Source organism: Streptomyces sp. WM6386, assembly GCF_000972385.1.
In the GTDB taxonomy this organism is placed as follows: Bacteria; Actinomycetota; Actinomycetes; order Streptomycetales; family Streptomycetaceae; genus Streptomyces.
Window position 1 is genome coordinate 31066 of sequence record NZ_JXTE01000058.1, and the last position, 15617, is coordinate 46682.

The following is a 15617-nucleotide window of genomic DNA, read 5'->3' on the forward strand; positions in this document are numbered from 1 at the left end:
TGCGGGGGCACAGCCTGAGGCTGTGCCCCTGTCGTCCATCCAGATCCGAGGAAGTTGGTCCAGCCGTGGTTATGGGGTTCTCGATCGCCCTGATCGTCTTCAGCGGCCTGATGATGCTGCTGGTGCTCATGCACAAGGGCAAGGGTGGCGGCCTCTCCGACATGTTCGGTGGCGGTATGCAGTCCTCCGTCGGCGGCTCCTCGGTCGCCGAGCGCAACCTCGACCGGATCACCATCGTGGTCGGTCTGCTGTGGTTCGCGTGCATCATCGTGCTCGGCCTTCTGATGAAGGTGAACAACTGACCGGCACGCACAATCCGTACGTAAGGCCCCATGTTCGGTACGCGCACCTGAGCGCGGCCTATCATGGGGCTTGCGTCTAGGTGTGAGGGCTGTAACTCCAATCACTGGACGCGCGTTGGGCCTTACGTAGACTGAGGCGCTCGCAACGAAGCGAAAACGCCGACTCGCTTCGCGGCACCATCACGCAGGGAGTTACGACCGTGGCAAGTGGCAACGCGATCCGAGGAAGCCGGGTCGGGGCGGGGCCGATGGGCGAGGCCGAGCGTGGCGAGTCCGCGCCCCGGCTGCGCATCTCCTTCTGGTGCTCCAACGGGCACGAGACGCAGCCCAGCTTCGCCAGCGACGCGCAGGTTCCCGAAACCTGGGACTGCCCGCGCTGCGGCTTCCCCGCCGGACAGGACCGGGACAACCCGCCGGACCCGCCGCGCACCGAACCGTACAAGACGCACCTCGCGTACGTACGGGAGCGGCGCAGCGACGCGGACGGCGAGGCGATCCTCGCCGAGGCGCTCGCCAAACTGCGGGGCGAGATCTAGGAATTGACAGCCGGCCGGGCACCGAGAGGTGCCTGGCCGGAGCTGTTCTCACGTTATCCACAGGCCCACCGCGCTGTCAGTGGTGACCTCTACGGTTTGTGCATCGCCGCAAGGCGGGCGAATCGTGAGGGGGAAGCTGTGGTGACGGTCGAGGCTGCGGGTGTGCGGGTGCCCGCGTGGCGTGGAGGTTTCGGGCGGCTGTGGAGTGCCGCCGTGCTCTCCAGTTTCGGTGACGCGCTGCGTACGGCGGCGCTGCCCCTGCTGGCCGCCACCCTGACCGACGAGCCCCTGGCCATAGCGGCGGTCACCGCCTGCGGCTATCTGCCCTGGATCGTCTTCGGGCTGCTCGGCGGAGCGGTCGCCGACCGGGTGGACCAGCGGCGCGCGATGTGGACGGTGGATGCGCTACGAGGGCTGCTGGTCGCCTGTTTCGCGGTGGCCGTGGCGCTCGGGCAGGCCTCCATCGGTCTGCTGATCGCGCTGGCCTTCGCCCTGACCACTCTGCAGACACTCTTCGACAACGCGTCCACCGCCCTGCTGCCCGCCCTGGTGGACGACGGGGCCCTGGGCAGTGCGAACGCCCGTCTGATGACCGGGCAGAAGATCGCCGGCGGTCTGCTCGGCGCCCCCGTCGTGCCCCTGCTGCTGGTGGTCGGCGCCCCCGTGCCCTTCGTGGCCGACGCGGCGACCTTCCTGGTGGCGGCGGCGCTGGTCGCCTCCCTGCGGACCGGTGCCCCCGCGCGGAAGCCGAGACCGGCGGGCAGCACTCTGCGCCGGGAGATCGCGGAGGGGCTGCGCACCCTGGCCGGGGATCGGGCCCTGCGCGGCCTGTGCGCGGCCACGGCCCTGTGCAATGTCGGCGTGGGCGCCCTCATCGCCACCATGGTGCTTCTGGTGACCGACTGGATCGGCGCGGGGCATGCCGGGTTCGCGGCGGCGACGACCGCCTACACCGTCGGCTCCCTGGCCGGGGGAGCGCTCAACCGCCGACTGGTCTCCCGCATAGGGCGGGTGCGGGCGGTACTGCTCGCCGGGACCGTGCAGATCGGCGCGCTCGTCGTGATGGGGACGGTGCGGAGCCTGGCCGCGATGGTGGCCGCGATGGCCGTCTTCGGGCTGATGGGCATGGTGTGGAACGTCAACACCACGACCCTCATGCAGCAGCGCAGCCCCGCCGGGATGCTGGGCCGGGTCAGCTCGGCCTTCCGGACCCTGGCGGTCGCGGGGGCGCCCCTGGGCGCACTCCTCGGCGGTGTCGTCGCCACGGTCTGGGGGCAGGGCACCCCGGCGATGCTCGCGTCCGGTTTCTTCATTCTCTCCGTCGCCTCGTTGACACCTGCGCTCAAGCCGGACGTACCTGTTGTTGCACCGCAGGACGGCGCCGCGACAGCTCATGTCACGCGCTGATCAACTAGGTTGGACCAGCTGGGACAGGCACGAAAGAAGGCTGAAGTCGGACATGAACGCAGACGGCCGTACGAGGCTCAACCAGACACCCGAGTGGACCGCTCTGGCCAAGCACCGCGAGGAGCTCGGCGAAGTGCGGCTGCGCGAGCTGTTCGCCGCCGACCCGGGCCGCGGCACCGGGTACACGCTCCAGGTCGGGGACCTGCACGTCGACTACTCCAAGCACCTCGTCACCGAGGAGACGCTGCGGCTGCTGCGCGAACTGGCCGCCGCCACCGATGTCTTCGGCCTGCGGGACGCCATGTTCCGCGGCGAGAAGATCAACACCACCGAGGACCGGGCCGTCCTGCACACCGCGCTGCGGGCGGCCCGGGACGCGGTGGTCGAGGTCGACGGGGAGAACGTCGTCCCGGACGTGCACGCCGTCCTCGACAAGATGGCCCGCTTCGCCGAGCGCGTCCGCTCCGGGGAGTGGAAGGGGCACACCGGCAGGCGCATCAAGAACGTCGTCAACGTCGGCATCGGCGGCTCCGACCTCGGCCCGGCGATGGCGTACGAGGCACTGCGCAGCTTCACCGACCGCGACCTCACGGTCCGCTTCGTGTCCAACGTGGACGGCGCCGACCTGCACGAGGCGACCCGCGACCTGGACCCGGCCGAGACGCTGTTCATCATCGCCTCCAAGACCTTCACCACCATCGAGACGATCACCAACGCGACCTCGGCACGCCAGTGGCTGCTGGACGCGCTCGGTGACGAGGCCGCCGTCGCCAAGCACTTCGTGGCGCTGTCGACGAACGCCGAGAAGGTCGGCGACTTCGGTATCGACACGGCCAACATGTTCGAGTTCTGGGACTGGGTCGGCGGACGGTACTCGTACGACTCGGCGATCGGGCTGTCCCTGATGATCGCCATCGGCCCGGACCGCTTCCGGGAGATGCTCGACGGGTTCCGGCTCGTCGACGAGCACTTCAGGACCGCGCCCGCCGAGTCCAACGTGCCGCTGCTCCTTGGCCTGTTGGGGATCTGGTACGGCAACTTCCACGATGCCCAGTCGCATGCGGTGCTGCCCTACAGCCACTACCTGTCCAAGTTCACGGCGTACCTCCAGCAGCTGGACATGGAGTCCAACGGCAAGTACGTGGGCCGTGACGGTCTTGCGGTGGAGTGGCAGACGGGGCCCGTGGTGTGGGGGACTCCGGGGACGAACGGGCAGCACGCGTACTACCAGTTGATCCACCAGGGCACGAAGCTGATCCCGGCGGACTTCATCGGCTTCGCCGAGCCCGTCGCCGAGCTCGGGGACCAGCTCAAGGCGCAGCACGACCTGTTGATGGCGAACTTCTTCGCGCAGACGCAGGCCCTCGCGTTCGGCAAGACACCGGACGAGGTACGGGCCGAGGGGGTGGCCGAGGAGCTGGTCGCGCACAAGACCTTCCAGGGCAACCACCCCACCACGACGATCCTGGCGAAGGAACTGACCCCGTCCGTCCTCGGTCAGCTCGTGGCGCTGTACGAGCACAAGGTGTTCGTCCAGGGAGCCGTCTGGAACATCGACTCCTTCGACCAGTGGGGAGTGGAGCTCGGCAAGGTCCTCGCCAAGCGCGTGGAACCCGCACTGACCGAGACGTTGACATCAGCCGCTGCCGCGGCGGGGGACGTGCCGGGTCTCGACGAGTCGACCAAGGCTCTGGTGGCCAAGTACCGGGAGCTGCGCGGCCGTTCGTGACCGCACATCGCGGAAGGCGGGCGGCGCGGAGCCGTCCGCTTCCCGTAGAATCCCCGACGATCATGGAAGCCGTGGCTCGGGGGAGTGCGAAGTGGCTGGTTCACAAGGAAGTTGGACGGGCGGCGCGCTGACGGCGGGGTCGCTCTGGAAACCGAAGTACGCGGCACGCGCGGTGTTTCACCCGGCGTGGATACCGGAGTCCATCGACCCGGCGGTGGAACAGCTGAAGAAGATCCGTCTCATCGCCGGGACGGTCGCGGCGATCGGTGTGTACACCTTCGTCGAGGGCGGCTTCGCCTTCGACGAGATGCTGGAGAACATGCTGACGGCCTCCGTCGTCCTGCTCTTCATCACACCGTTGACGGTCGGCATCATGCTCTTCGTGTGGCGGCGGCGCGGCTCCGTGAGCGGGCTGAAGCCCTCGCTGTTCAACTCGCTGAAGCTGCTGCTGCTCTTCGTGGGGACGATCGTGCTCACGGTCGTGCTGCTGCGGGCAGCGGGTGGCGCGGGGTTCTTCATCCTGGTCCTCGGCCCGGCCGTGCTCTGGCTGATCGGTTTCGTGGCCCGCGGGGCCTGGCACGTGGGTGCGAACTTCTTCGGCACGGCCGGCGTGCACCGCTGTCTGCCGCCGCTGCTCGCCACGGTCACGTCCTGGCTGATGGCCCTCCCCGACCTCCTGACGGGCGACCTGCACGGGCTCAGCCTCGGGATGGGCGTCCTGTTCATCCTGGGCGCCCCGATGACGGTCACCGGGATCGCGCTCCTGGAGATGCGGCGACTGGAGCAGCAGTACGGCATCCGGCTGGCGGCCCACCCGGCAACCCAGCCGCACCTCGCCCCACCGCCCCCGCCGATGCCGCCGTACGTGCCGCCGCAGGGCAGCCCGTACGGGCCGGGCCCGGGACAGACGTACCCCCCGGGCAATCCGTACGGACCGGGCACAGGGCAGCCGGACCACCACGGCAACCCCTACGGGCCGCCCGCTGGGAACCCGTACAACCAGGGCAACCCCTACGGGCCGCCGGCTGGGAACCCGTACAACCAGGGCAACCCCTACGGGCACTGACGGGCCCGGTTCCACCGCGGCAGCGTGCCGTGAACGCGAGAAGGCCCCAGGTCATCGACCTGGGGCCTTCCGGCAGTGCGCTCAGGGTGACGCCGGCGGATACAGCGAGCGCGGCAGTTGTGAGGCCGCTGCCGCGTCCAGGAGCCACAGGGTGCGCCGGCGGCCGTGCGCGCCGGCCGCCGGGGCCTGGATCTCGCCCGCGCCCGAGAGGGCGATCGCCGCCGCCTGGGCCTTGTCCTCGCCGGCCGCGAGGAGCCAGACCTCGCGGGCGGCACGGATGGCGGGCAGGGTCAGCGTGACCCGGGTCGGCGGGGGCTTCGGCGCGCCGTGGACGCCGACCACCGTGCGCTCGGTCTCGCGGACCGCCGGGAGCTCCGGGAAGAGCGAGGCGACGTGGGTGTCCGGACCGACGCCCAGCATCAGGACGTCGAAGGTCGGCACCGAGCCATGGTTCTCCGGGCCCGCCGCACGGGCGAGCTCCTCGGCGTAGGAGGCCGCAGCCGCCTCCACGTCCTTGCCGTACGCGCCGTCCGAGGCGGGCATGGCGTGCACCCGCTTCGGGTCGAGCGGCACCGAGTCCAGCAGGGCCTCGCGGGCCTGCGTGACATTGCGGTCCGGGTCACCCTCGGGCAGGAACCGCTCGTCACCCCACCACAGGTCCAGCCGGCCCCAGTCGATCGCGTCCCGCGCGGAAGCCGCCGCCAGCGCGGCCAGCAGACCGTTGCCGTTACGGCCGCCCGTGAGGACCACGGACGCGTAACCCCGGGAGGCCTGCGCGTCCACGATCTTCGTGATCAGACGGGCCGCGGCGGCCTGCGCCATCAGCTCCTTGTCGCGGTGCACGACCAGCTGCGGAGTGCTCACTTGGCCGCCGCCTTCTTCACCGGGCCGGGCTTGGCCGCCGCCTTCTTCGCGGGAGCCTTCGCCGCCTCCTCCACGGGAACCGCGACCGGTTCCTCGGCCGAAGCGACCGGAGCCGAAGCCGCCGCAGCCGCCACGCGCTGCGCCGGAGGGTTCAGCCGCTCCACCCCGAACCGCAGCGCCGAGGCGTACGTGTCGTCCGGGTCGAGCCGCCGCAGTTCCTCCGCGATCAGCTCGGCCGTCTCCCGCCGCTTGAGCGCCACCGCACGGTCCGGCTGGCCCTCGATGGACAGCGTCGCCAGCGAGCCGTCCGCGCGGTCAAGGGTGATCGGACCGTGGCTGGTGTCCATGCGGACCGCGGTGAGGCCGGGGCCGCCCGACAGTGAACGCTTCACCGGGACGTCCAGCCGGTCCGCGAGCCACATCGCAAGGAGCTCGCAGCTCGGGTTGAACTCCTCGCCCTCCACCTCGACGGCGTTGACGTCCACGGTGACCTGGTCCAGGGCCGCGGCCAGCATCGAGCGCCAGGGCGTGATGCGGGTCCAGGACAGGTCGGTGTCGCCCGGCGTGTAGGTGTCGGCGCGGGCGCCGAGGTCCCGTACCGGCTGCTCGGAGGCGTAGGTGTCGGTGACCCGGCGCTGGGCGAGGGCGCCCAGCGGGTCGTTCGCCGGGTCGATCGGTGCCTCCACCGGCCACCAGACGACCACGGGGGCGTCGGGCAGCAGCAGCGGCAGGACGACCGACTGGGCGTGGTTCACGACATCGCCGTACAGCCGCAGGATCACCGTCTCGCCGGTGCCCGCGTCCGCGCCCACCCGCACCTCGGCGTCGAGGCGGGACTGGGTGCGGTCGCGGGGAGTGCGGGAGACGCGCTTGATGACCACGAGCGTGCGCGAGGGGTGCTCGCGCGACGCGTCGTTGGCGGCCTTCAGGGCGTCGTACGCGTTCTCCTCGTCCGTGACGATGACCAGCGTGAGCACCATGCCGACGGCTGGCGTGCCGATGTCCCGGCGGCCCTTGACCAGCGCCTTGTTGATCTTGCTGGCCGTGGTGTCCGTGAGGTCTGTCTTCATGGCCGGCGCCAGCTCCGTCCCTCTCGTGCGAGCATTTCGTCCGCCTCGACCGGCCCCCAGGTGCCGGACGGATACTGGGCCGGCTTGCCGTGCTGGTCCCAGTACTGCTCGATCGGGTCGAGGATCTTCCAGGACAGCTCGACCTCCTCGGTGCGCGGGAAGAGGTTCGAGTCACCGAGCAGGACGTCGAGGATCAGTCGCTCGTAGGCCTCGGGCGAGGACTCCGTGAAGGACTCGCCGTAGGCGAAGTCCATCGACACGTCCCGGATCTCCATGGAGGTGCCGGGGACCTTCGAACCGAAGCGGACCGTGATGCCCTCGTCGGGCTGGACGCGGATGACGATCGCGTTGGAGCCCAGCTCCTCGGTGGCCGTCGAGTCGAAGGGGGAGTGCGGCGCCCGCTGGAACACCACCGCGATCTCGGTGACGCGGCGGCCCAGGCGCTTGCCGGTCCGCAGGTAGAAGGGGACGCCCGCCCAGCGGCGGTTGTCGACCTCCAGCTTGATGGCGGCGTACGTGTCCGTCTTGGACTTGGGGTCGATGCCCTCCTCCTGGAGGTACCCGACCGCCTGCTCACCGCCCTGCCAGCCCTCCGCGTACTGTCCGCGGACGGTGTCCCGGCCCAGGTGCTTCGGCAGCTTCACCGCGCCGAGCACCTTGGTCTTCTCGGCGGCCAGCGCGTCCGCGTCGAAGGAGGACGGCTCCTCCATGGCGGTGAGGGCCATGAGCTGGAGGAGGTGGTTCTGGATGACGTCACGGGCGGCGCCGATGCCGTCGTAGTAGCCGGCCCGGCCGCCGACGCCGATGTCCTCGGCCATCGTGATCTGTACGTGGTCCACGAAGGACCGGTTCCAGATCGGCTCGAACATCTGGTTGGCGAAGCGCAGCGCCAGGATGTTCTGGACGGTCTCCTTGCCGAGGTAGTGGTCGATCCGGAAGACCTGGTCCGGGGCGAAGACCTCGTGGACGACCTTGTTGAGGTCCTCGGCCGACTTCAGGTCGTGACCGAAGGGCTTCTCGATGACCGCACGGCGCCAGGAGCCGGCGGACTGGTCGGTGAGCCCGTGCTTCTTCAGCTGCTGGATGACCACGGGGAAGGAGCGCGGCGGTACCGAGAGGTAGAAGGCGAAGTTGCCGCCCGTGCCCTGTGCCTTGTCGAGCTCCTCGATGGTGCCGCGCAGCCGCTCGAACGCGTCGTCGTCGTCGAAGGTGCCCTGGACGAAGCGCATCCCCTGGATGAGCTGCTGCCAGACCTCCTCGCGGAACGGCGTACGGGCGTGCTCCTTGACGGCGTCGTGGACCTCCTGCGCGAAGTCCTCGTGCTGCCACTCGCGCCGGGCGAAACCGACCAGCGAGAAACCCGGCGGCAGCAGACCCCGGTTCGCGAGGTCGTACACGGCGGGCATGAGCTTCTTCCGGGACAAATCGCCCGTGACGCCGAAGATGACAAGCCCCGACGGCCCCGCGATACGCGGGAGCCGTCGGTCGGCGGGGTCACGCAGCGGATTGCTGCTCGACAAGGTTTCAGCCCTCCGAGGGGGCGAGGCGCTCCAGCTCTGCCTCGGTCGACTTGAGCAGGTCGTTCCAGGACGCCTCGAACTTATCGACGCCCTCGTCCTCCAGCAGCTGTACGACCTCGTTGTAGGAGATCCCGAGCTTCTCGACCGCGTCGATCTCGGCACGGGACTGCTCGTAGGTGCCGGCGACGGCGTTGCCGCGGATCTCGCCGCTCTCCTCGGTGGCCTGGAGCGTGGCTTCCGGCATGGTGTTCACCGTGTTCGGCGCCACGAGCTCGTCGACGTAGAGGGTCGGCTTGTAGGCCGGGTCCTTCACGCCGGTCGAGGCCCACAGCGGGCGCTGCTTGTTGGCCTGCGCCTTGTCCAGCTCCTGCCAGCGGGAAGAGGAGAAGACCTCCTCGTACGCCTCGTAGGCCAGACGCGCGTTGGCGACGCCCGCCTTGCCGCGGGCGGCCTTGGCCGCCTCGGTGCCCAGCGCGTCGATCCGCTTGTCGATCTCGGTGTCCACGCGGGACACGAAGAAGGAGGCGACGGAGTGGATCAGGGACAGGTCCAGGCCCTTGGCCTTGGCCTTCTCCAGACCCGCGAGGTACGCGTCCATGACCTCGCGGTAGCGCTCCAGCGAGAAGATCAGCGTGACGTTGACGCTGATGCCGTTGCCGATCACCTCGGTGATGGCCGGCAGGCCCGCCTTGGTGGCCGGGATCTTGATGAGGGTGTTGGGGCGGTCGACCAGCCAGGCCAGCTGCTTGGCCTCGGCGACGGTCGCCTTGGTGTTGTGGGCCAGGCGCGGGTCGACCTCGATCGACACGCGGCCGTCCTGGCCGCCGGTGGCGTCGAAGACCGGGCGCAGGATGTCGGCGGCGTCGCGGACGTCCGCCGTGGTGATCATGCGGATGGCTTCTTCGACGGTGACCTTGCGGGCGGCGAGGTCGGCGAGCTGCTGCTCGTAGCCGTCACCGCTGCTGATCGCCTTCTGGAAGATCGACGGGTTGGTCGTGACGCCCACGACGTGCTGCTGGTCGATCAGTTCGGCGAGGTTGCCGGACGTGATCCGCTTGCGCGACAGGTCGTCCAGCCAGATCGCGACGCCTTCTTCGGAGAGGCGCTTGAGTGCGTCTGTCATGGAATTACATCTCCTACGTGTCGTATATGAGCGTCAGCGCTGGGCAGCGGCGAGGGATTCCCGCGCCTTCGCGGCCACGTTCTCCGCAGTGAAGCCGAACTCCTGGAAGAGGACCTTGCCGTCGGCCGAAGCACCGAAGTGCTCCAGGGAAACGATGCGGCCCGCGTCCCCGACGTACTTGTGCCAGGTGAGACCGATGCCGGCCTCCACCGCGACACGCGCCTTCACCGAGGGCGGCAGGACGCTGTCCCGGTACCCCTGGTCCTGCTCCTCGAACCACTCCACGCACGGCATGGACACGACCCGCGTCGGCACACCGTCGGCCTCCAGCCGCTCGCGCGCCTCGACGGCGACGTGCACCTCGGAACCGGTGGCGATGAGCACGACCTCGGGGGCCTCGTTCGACGCCTCGAAGAGGACGTAGCCGCCCTTCACCGCGTCCTCGTTGGACTCGTACGTCGGCACGCCCTGACGGGTCAGCGCCAGACCGTGCGGGGCGCCCTTGCCGAAGACCTTCGTGTAGCGCTTGAGGATCTCGCGCCAGGCGATCGCGGTCTCGTTGGCGTCGGCCGGGCGGACCACGTTCAGGCCCGGGATGGCGCGCAGCGAGGCGATGTGCTCGACCGGCTGGTGGGTGGGGCCGTCCTCGCCGAGACCGATGGAGTCGTGCGTCCACACGTACGTCACCGGCAGGTGCATCAGCGCCGACAGCCGCACCGCGTTGCGCATGTAGTCGGAGAAGACGAGGAACGTACCGCCGTAGATACGGGTGTTGCCGTGCAGCGCGATGCCGTTCATCTCCGCGGCCATGGAGTGCTCGCGGATGCCGAAGTGGATCGTGCGGCCGTACGGGTTCGCCTCCGGCAGCGGGTTGTCCGCCGGCAGGAAGGAACTGTCCTTGTCGATCGTGGTGTTGTTCGAGCCGGCCAGGTCGGCGGAGCCGCCCCACAGCTCGGGGATCACCGCGCCGAGAGCCTGGAGCACCTTGCCGGAGGCGGCACGCGTGGCGACACCCTTGCCGGGCTCGAAGACCGGGAGCTTGTCCTCCCAGCCCTTGGGCAGCTCACCGGCGACCATGCGGTCGAACTCGGCGGCGCGCTCGGCGTTGTTGTTGCGCCACTCCTGGAGCTGCTTCTCCCACTCGGCCTTGGCCTGGCGGCCGCGGTCGAGGGCGCCCCGGGTGTGGTCGATGACCTCGTCCGAGACCTCGAAGCTCTGCTCCGGGTCGAAGCCCAGCACCCGCTTGGTCGCCGCGACCTCGTCGTCGCCGAGCGCCGAGCCGTGGGCGGCCTCGGTGTTCTGCGCGTTCGGGGCGGGCCAGGCGATGATCGAGCGCATCGCGATGAAGGACGGCTTGTCCGTCACCTGCTTCGCGGCCTCGATGGCGTTGTAGAGGGCGTGCGGGTCGAGGTCGCCGTCCGGCTTGGGGGCCACGCGCTGCACATGCCAGCCGTACGCCTCGTAGCGCTTGACGGTGTCCTCGGAGACGGCCGTCTCGGTGTCGCCCTCGATCGAGATGTGGTTGTCGTCCCACAGCAGCACGAGGTTGCCGAGCTGCTGGTGGCCGGCCAGCGAGGACGCCTCGGCGGAGATGCCCTCCTGGAGACAGCCGTCACCGGCGATGGCGTACACGAAGTGGTCGAACGGGGACTCGCCCTCGGCGGCCTCCGGGTCGAACAGACCGCGCTCGTAGCGGGCCGCCATCGCCATGCCCACCGCGTTGGCGACACCCTGGCCGAGCGGACCGGTCGTCGTCTCGACACCCTTGGTGTGGCCGTACTCCGGGTGACCGGGGGTCTTCGAGCCCCACGTCCTGAACGACTTCAGGTCGTCCAGCTCCAGGCCGAAGCCGGCCAGGTAGAGCTGGGTGTAGAGGGTCAGGGACGAGTGGCCCGCGGACAGCACGAAGCGGTCACGCCCGACCCACTCGGGGTCGGCGGGGTCGTGCCGCATCACCTTCTGGAAGAGGGTGTAGGCGGCGGGAGCCAGGCTCATCGCCGTACCGGGATGGCCGTTGCCGACCTTCTGTACGGCGTCGGCGGCCAGGACGCGGGCGGTGTCGACGGCCCGCTGGTCCAACTCGGTCCACTCGAGGTCTGTGGTGGTCGGCTTGGTGCTCACCCTGGGTCAGGGCTCCTCTCCACATGTCACGCATGTCGAATGCCGGTGCACGGGGCGCCCCGGCCGTTGTCGAGCCTACCCCCGTAAGTACGTGCGTTTTTTCGCGTCATTCCAGACTGCCGGGAGTCAAGACGATCCGCCTCCTGACTGGGCCGATTCGCCATTCGGCAACTGAATACGGACGCGCTCGTTCGAGTGCTCAACCGAGTGTCGATCGGCTCGTCCGGGGGTGTTGATCAGCTCTTCCGGGGGCGCTGTCCAACACGACCCCACCCCCGCGAATGTCGGGGTATGGGCAACGTCTAGAGTGGCGTGGTACGCGCGAGCCTTTACCGGGACTTCACACGGGAGGGGTTTGCTGGGATGTCTCTGTAGGGGTGTGCGTGACGGCCGTCGAATCCCGTCCAGCCGGGGTGCTGGGGGAGAGCAAGAGCTCGGGTCACCGGCCGTTCGGGGCCCGTGTCAAGGCATTCGTGGCGCTGACCAAGCCCCGGATCATCGAACTGCTGCTGATCACCACGGTCCCGGTGATGTTCCTCGCCGAGCAGGGTGTGCCCGACCTGACGCTGGTGCTCCTCACCTGCCTCGGCGGCTACCTCTCCGCGGGCGGCGCCAACGCGCTGAACATGTACATCGACCGCGACATCGACGCGCTCATGGACCGCACCTCGCAGAGACCGCTGGTCACCGGCATGGTGTCGCCGCGCGAGTGCCTCGCCTTCGGCATCACCCTCGCGATCGTCTCCACGCTCCTGTTCGGCCTGACCGTCAACTGGCTGTCCGCCTGGCTGTCCCTCGGAGCGCTCCTCTTCTACGTCGTCGTCTACACGATGATCCTCAAGCGGCGTACGTCGCAGAACATCGTGTGGGGCGGCATCGCCGGCTGTCTCCCGGTGCTGATCGGCTGGTCGTCCGTCACGAACTCCCTGTCGTGGGCGCCGGTCATCCTCTTCCTCGTCATGTTCTTCTGGACCCCGCCGCACTACTGGCCGCTGTCCATGAAGGTGAAAGAGGACTACGCGCGCGTGGGCGTGCCCATGCTGCCGGTGGTCGCCTCCAACAAGGTGGTCGCCAGGCAGATCGTGATCTACAGCTGGGTCATGGTCGCCGTCTCGCTGCTGCTGACCCCGCTCGGCTACACGGGCTGGTTCTACACACTGGTGGCGCTGCTGGCCGGCGGCTTCTGGCTGTGGGAGGCGCACGGACTCCAGAACCGGGCCAAGTCCGAGGTGACGGGCGGGAAGCTCAAGGAGATGCGGCTGTTCCACTGGTCGATCACCTACGTGTCGATCCTGTTCCTCGCGGTCGCGATCGACCCCTTCCTGCGCTGAGTGCCCCGTAAGGGGCGCGGGGAACTGCGCGAACAGCTCGGACGGGCCGCGGCCGACGAGCTGTCCCGGGTGAACGGCGCGTGGTCAAAACCACGTGACCCGGCAGTCGCAGTACCAGCTACCCGTCGGTAGCATCCTTGTCATGGCAGACATCAAGCAGGCGGCCCAGGCCGAGCGCCGAGCGACCCGGCTGGCCAAGCAGATCAGCGCCTTCTCCAAGGCACACGGTGGCGCCGAGGGCCAGGTGGCCTACCTGGGCGACCGCGGCGCCCGGATCGCCCTCGTCGGCGAGGACGGCGACTGGGGCAACCTGGTGGCCCCCACCGTCGAGATCGCCCAGAAGGCGGTCGAGAAGGCCGGCATCACCGTCCACGAGGACTTCGACGGAGAGTTCGCCGCGAAGGTGCGCACGGGCCCGTACGAGTGGACCCGCATGGCGGGCATCCAGGTGGGCGGCCCGAAGAACGGCTGACGCACACGGCTTTCACACCGGGTGTGTGACAGCAACACCTGACACCCCGTTCACCCGTTAGGCCCCGTAGCAAGGACACGGTCCAGCCACGGGAGCCCGGATGATCGAAACGCCGTCCCTCGTGGACCAGTACTGCCACGGCGTGCTGAGAACCGAGCTGGGCCTCGGCACCTTCGAGGCCCAGTTGGGCCGTACCGAGGGGCCGCCCGCCCCCGGTACGACCCTCTTCGACACCCAGACCGGTTTCGCCCTACGGCGGCTGTGCCCCCCGCTCCTCGGTCTGGAACCGCACTGCCCACCCGCCCGCTATCTCGCCCGGCGTCGTGAACTCGGCGTACTGGAGGCGGGCCGCAGGCTGCTGCGGGGCAGTGGCATCACGACATACCTCGTCGACACGGGCCTGCCCGGCGATCTGACCGGCCCCGGCGAGATGGCGGCGGCGTCGGCCGCCGAGGCCCGCGAGATCGTGCGGCTCGAACTCCTCGCCGAACAGGTCGCCGACACCTCCGGCACGGTCGAGTCGTTCCTCGCCAACCTCGCCGAGTCGGTGCACGGTGCGGCGGTCGGTGCGGTCGCCTTCACCTCGGTGGCGGGGGTACGGCACGGACTGGCGCTGGCGCCCGAGCCGCCGGGGCCGGGGGAGGTGCGGGGCGCGGCCGGCCGCTGGCTGGCGGGTCGCCGGGTGGGCGGCGAGCTGTCCGATCCGGTGCTGCTACGACACCTGCTGTGGATCGCGGTCGCCTCGGGGCTGCCGCTCCAGCTGCACGCCGGGCTCGGTGAGCCGGGGCTGCGGATCGACCGAACGGACCCCGTCCTGCTCACGGACTTCGTCCGCGCCACCGCCGGGCTCGGCACCGACCTGATCCTGCTGCACGGCTACCCGTACCACCGTCACGCCGCCCATCTCGCCGGTGTCTTCCCGCATGTGTACGCCGACTCGGGCGCCGCTCTGGTGCGTACGGGCGCCCGTGCGGCGACGGTCCTGGCGGAGATCCTCGAACTCGCGCCCTTCGGCAAGATCCTCTTCTCCAGTGGCGCCCAGGGCCTGCCCGAACTGCACGTCGTCGGCGCGCGGCTGTTCCGCGAGGCGCTGGCCCGGGTGCTGGGCAACTGGGTCGCCGAGGGGGCGTGGTCGCTGGCGGACGCACAGCGGGTCGCGGGGCTGATCGCGGCCGGGAACGCGCGCCGGGTGTACGGGCTGGAGTGAGCCGGGGGCGGGTCCGGGTTCGGGTGCGCCCGGACGGGGTGCGTGGAGGGTGTACGGGCGCGGGTGGGCTGTACAGGATGGGCGTATGCAGACCGATGCGTTACTCGACCGCTTCCTCACCGGCCTCGAACCGCTCGCGCCACTCGCTGTCTGGGCCCATGGCTCCCTCGCCGGCGGCGACTACCAGGAGGGCCGCAGCGACCTGGACCTGATCGCCGTACTGGACCGTCCGGTCTCGCCCCGCACGATCTGGCGGCTGGCGAAGGGGCACGCCCGGCTGCGGGACGAACCGCTCGCCCCGAACCTGCACTGCACGTATCTGACACCGGATGCCGTGGACAACTCCGCCCGGCCGCACCTGACCTGGGCGCACGAGCAGCTGTTCAAGCGGCCCGTCACCCCGGTGACCCGGCGTGAACTGCACATGTTCGGGCGGGTGCTGCACGGGAAGGCCCCGGCCGGACTGCTGCCGCCGGTGCTGGACCTCGAACTCGACGAGTTCGTCGTACGCGACCAGCGTGACTTCTGGCGGCCCGAGCTGGAGAAGGCGGAACGCTGGCGGCGGGCCCCCTGGGTCGACGTCGGCCTGACGACCTTCGCCCGGGCGACCGCCACCCTGCGCGACGGACGGCTCATCACCAAGCGGGAGGCGCTGGAGCTGCTGCCGGAGCTGGGGGCGCCGGTCGAGGTGGTGGAGGACATCAGGCGGCGGCGGTACGAGGACCCCGCGCCGCCCACCGAGGAGTGGACGGCGCGCAGGGGTGAGCTGACCCGGGGCTACCTGGGCCCGGCGATCGACCGACTCGTGGCGGGGTACGCCTGACCGGATGCTCGCGCCGGACCGTGGCGGAGCTGCTCGCGGTGTTCGA

Annotated in this window: 14 protein-coding genes; 9 read left to right on the forward strand and 5 right to left on the reverse strand. The window is 69.9% G+C overall.

Features of this window, described 5'->3' with window-relative positions; genetic code table 11:
- The first annotated feature begins 71 nt into the window (after positions 1-71).
- From secG to TN53_RS29635, 5 genes are all read left to right on the forward strand, one after another.
- A complete protein-coding gene (gene secG, locus TN53_RS29615; protein WP_046261782.1) occupies positions 72-302 on the forward strand; it encodes a preprotein translocase subunit SecG in 231 nt (76 codons plus the stop codon).
- Between the two features lie 200 nt (positions 303-502).
- Entirely contained in the window at positions 503-838 is a 336-nt protein-coding gene (locus tag TN53_RS29620) for an RNA polymerase-binding protein RbpA (RefSeq protein ID WP_003976875.1), read from the forward strand.
- 138 nt (positions 839-976) lie between these two features.
- Positions 977-2245, forward strand: a complete 1269-nt coding sequence (locus TN53_RS29625) for an MFS transporter (RefSeq protein WP_046261783.1) — start codon at positions 977-979, stop codon at positions 2243-2245.
- 52 nt (positions 2246-2297) lie between these two features.
- Positions 2298-3974: a glucose-6-phosphate isomerase gene (pgi, locus tag TN53_RS29630; protein WP_046261784.1), complete on the forward strand. Its 1677-nt coding sequence runs from the start codon at positions 2298-2300 to the stop codon at positions 3972-3974.
- 91 nt (positions 3975-4065) lie between these two features.
- Entirely contained in the window at positions 4066-5040 is a 975-nt protein-coding gene (locus tag TN53_RS29635) for a membrane protein (RefSeq protein ID WP_046261785.1), read from the forward strand.
- An 81-nt stretch (positions 5041-5121) separates the two neighbouring features.
- On the opposite strand, the gene pgl is transcribed toward TN53_RS29635, so the two are convergent.
- The 5 genes from pgl to tkt are packed head-to-tail and all read right to left on the reverse strand — an operon-like array spanning position 5122 to position 11738.
- On the reverse strand, positions 5122-5904 hold the full coding sequence (gene pgl, locus TN53_RS29640; RefSeq protein WP_046261786.1) for a 6-phosphogluconolactonase: 783 nt from the start codon (positions 5902-5904) through the stop codon (positions 5122-5124).
- Positions 5901-6974, reverse strand: a complete 1074-nt coding sequence (gene opcA, locus TN53_RS29645) for a glucose-6-phosphate dehydrogenase assembly protein OpcA (protein ID WP_046261787.1) — start codon at positions 6972-6974, stop codon at positions 5901-5903. Before opcA ends, pgl begins: the two co-directional genes overlap by 4 nt.
- Complete coding sequence (gene zwf / locus TN53_RS29650; RefSeq protein ID WP_046261788.1) at positions 6971-8494, reverse strand: glucose-6-phosphate dehydrogenase; 1524 nt, start codon at positions 8492-8494, stop codon at positions 6971-6973. Before zwf ends, opcA begins: the two co-directional genes overlap by 4 nt.
- Before the next feature lie 4 nt (positions 8495-8498).
- On the reverse strand, positions 8499-9617 hold the full coding sequence (gene tal, locus TN53_RS29655) for a transaldolase (protein WP_046261789.1): 1119 nt from the start codon (positions 9615-9617) through the stop codon (positions 8499-8501).
- Positions 9618-9650: 33 nt separating this feature from the next.
- Positions 9651-11738, reverse strand: coding sequence for a transketolase (gene tkt / locus TN53_RS29660; RefSeq protein ID WP_046261790.1), 2088 nt, complete (start codon positions 11736-11738; stop codon positions 9651-9653).
- A gap of 377 nt (positions 11739-12115) precedes the next feature.
- On the opposite strand from tkt, the gene TN53_RS29665 reads away from it, so the two are divergent.
- The 4 genes from TN53_RS29665 (at position 12116) to TN53_RS29680 (ending at position 15571) form a co-directional block, all read left to right on the forward strand.
- Positions 12116-13069, forward strand: coding sequence for a heme o synthase (locus TN53_RS29665; protein ID WP_046261791.1), 954 nt, complete (start codon positions 12116-12118; stop codon positions 13067-13069).
- 142 nt (positions 13070-13211) lie between these two features.
- Entirely contained in the window at positions 13212-13541 is a 330-nt protein-coding gene (locus TN53_RS29670; protein WP_046261809.1) for a hypothetical protein, read from the forward strand.
- Between the two features lie 100 nt (positions 13542-13641).
- Positions 13642-14748: an amidohydrolase family protein gene (locus TN53_RS29675; RefSeq protein ID WP_046261792.1), complete on the forward strand. Its 1107-nt coding sequence runs from the start codon at positions 13642-13644 to the stop codon at positions 14746-14748.
- Between the two features lie 85 nt (positions 14749-14833).
- Positions 14834-15571: a nucleotidyltransferase domain-containing protein gene (locus tag TN53_RS29680; protein WP_046261793.1), complete on the forward strand. Its 738-nt coding sequence runs from the start codon at positions 14834-14836 to the stop codon at positions 15569-15571.
- Positions 15572-15617: the final 46 nt, after the last annotated feature.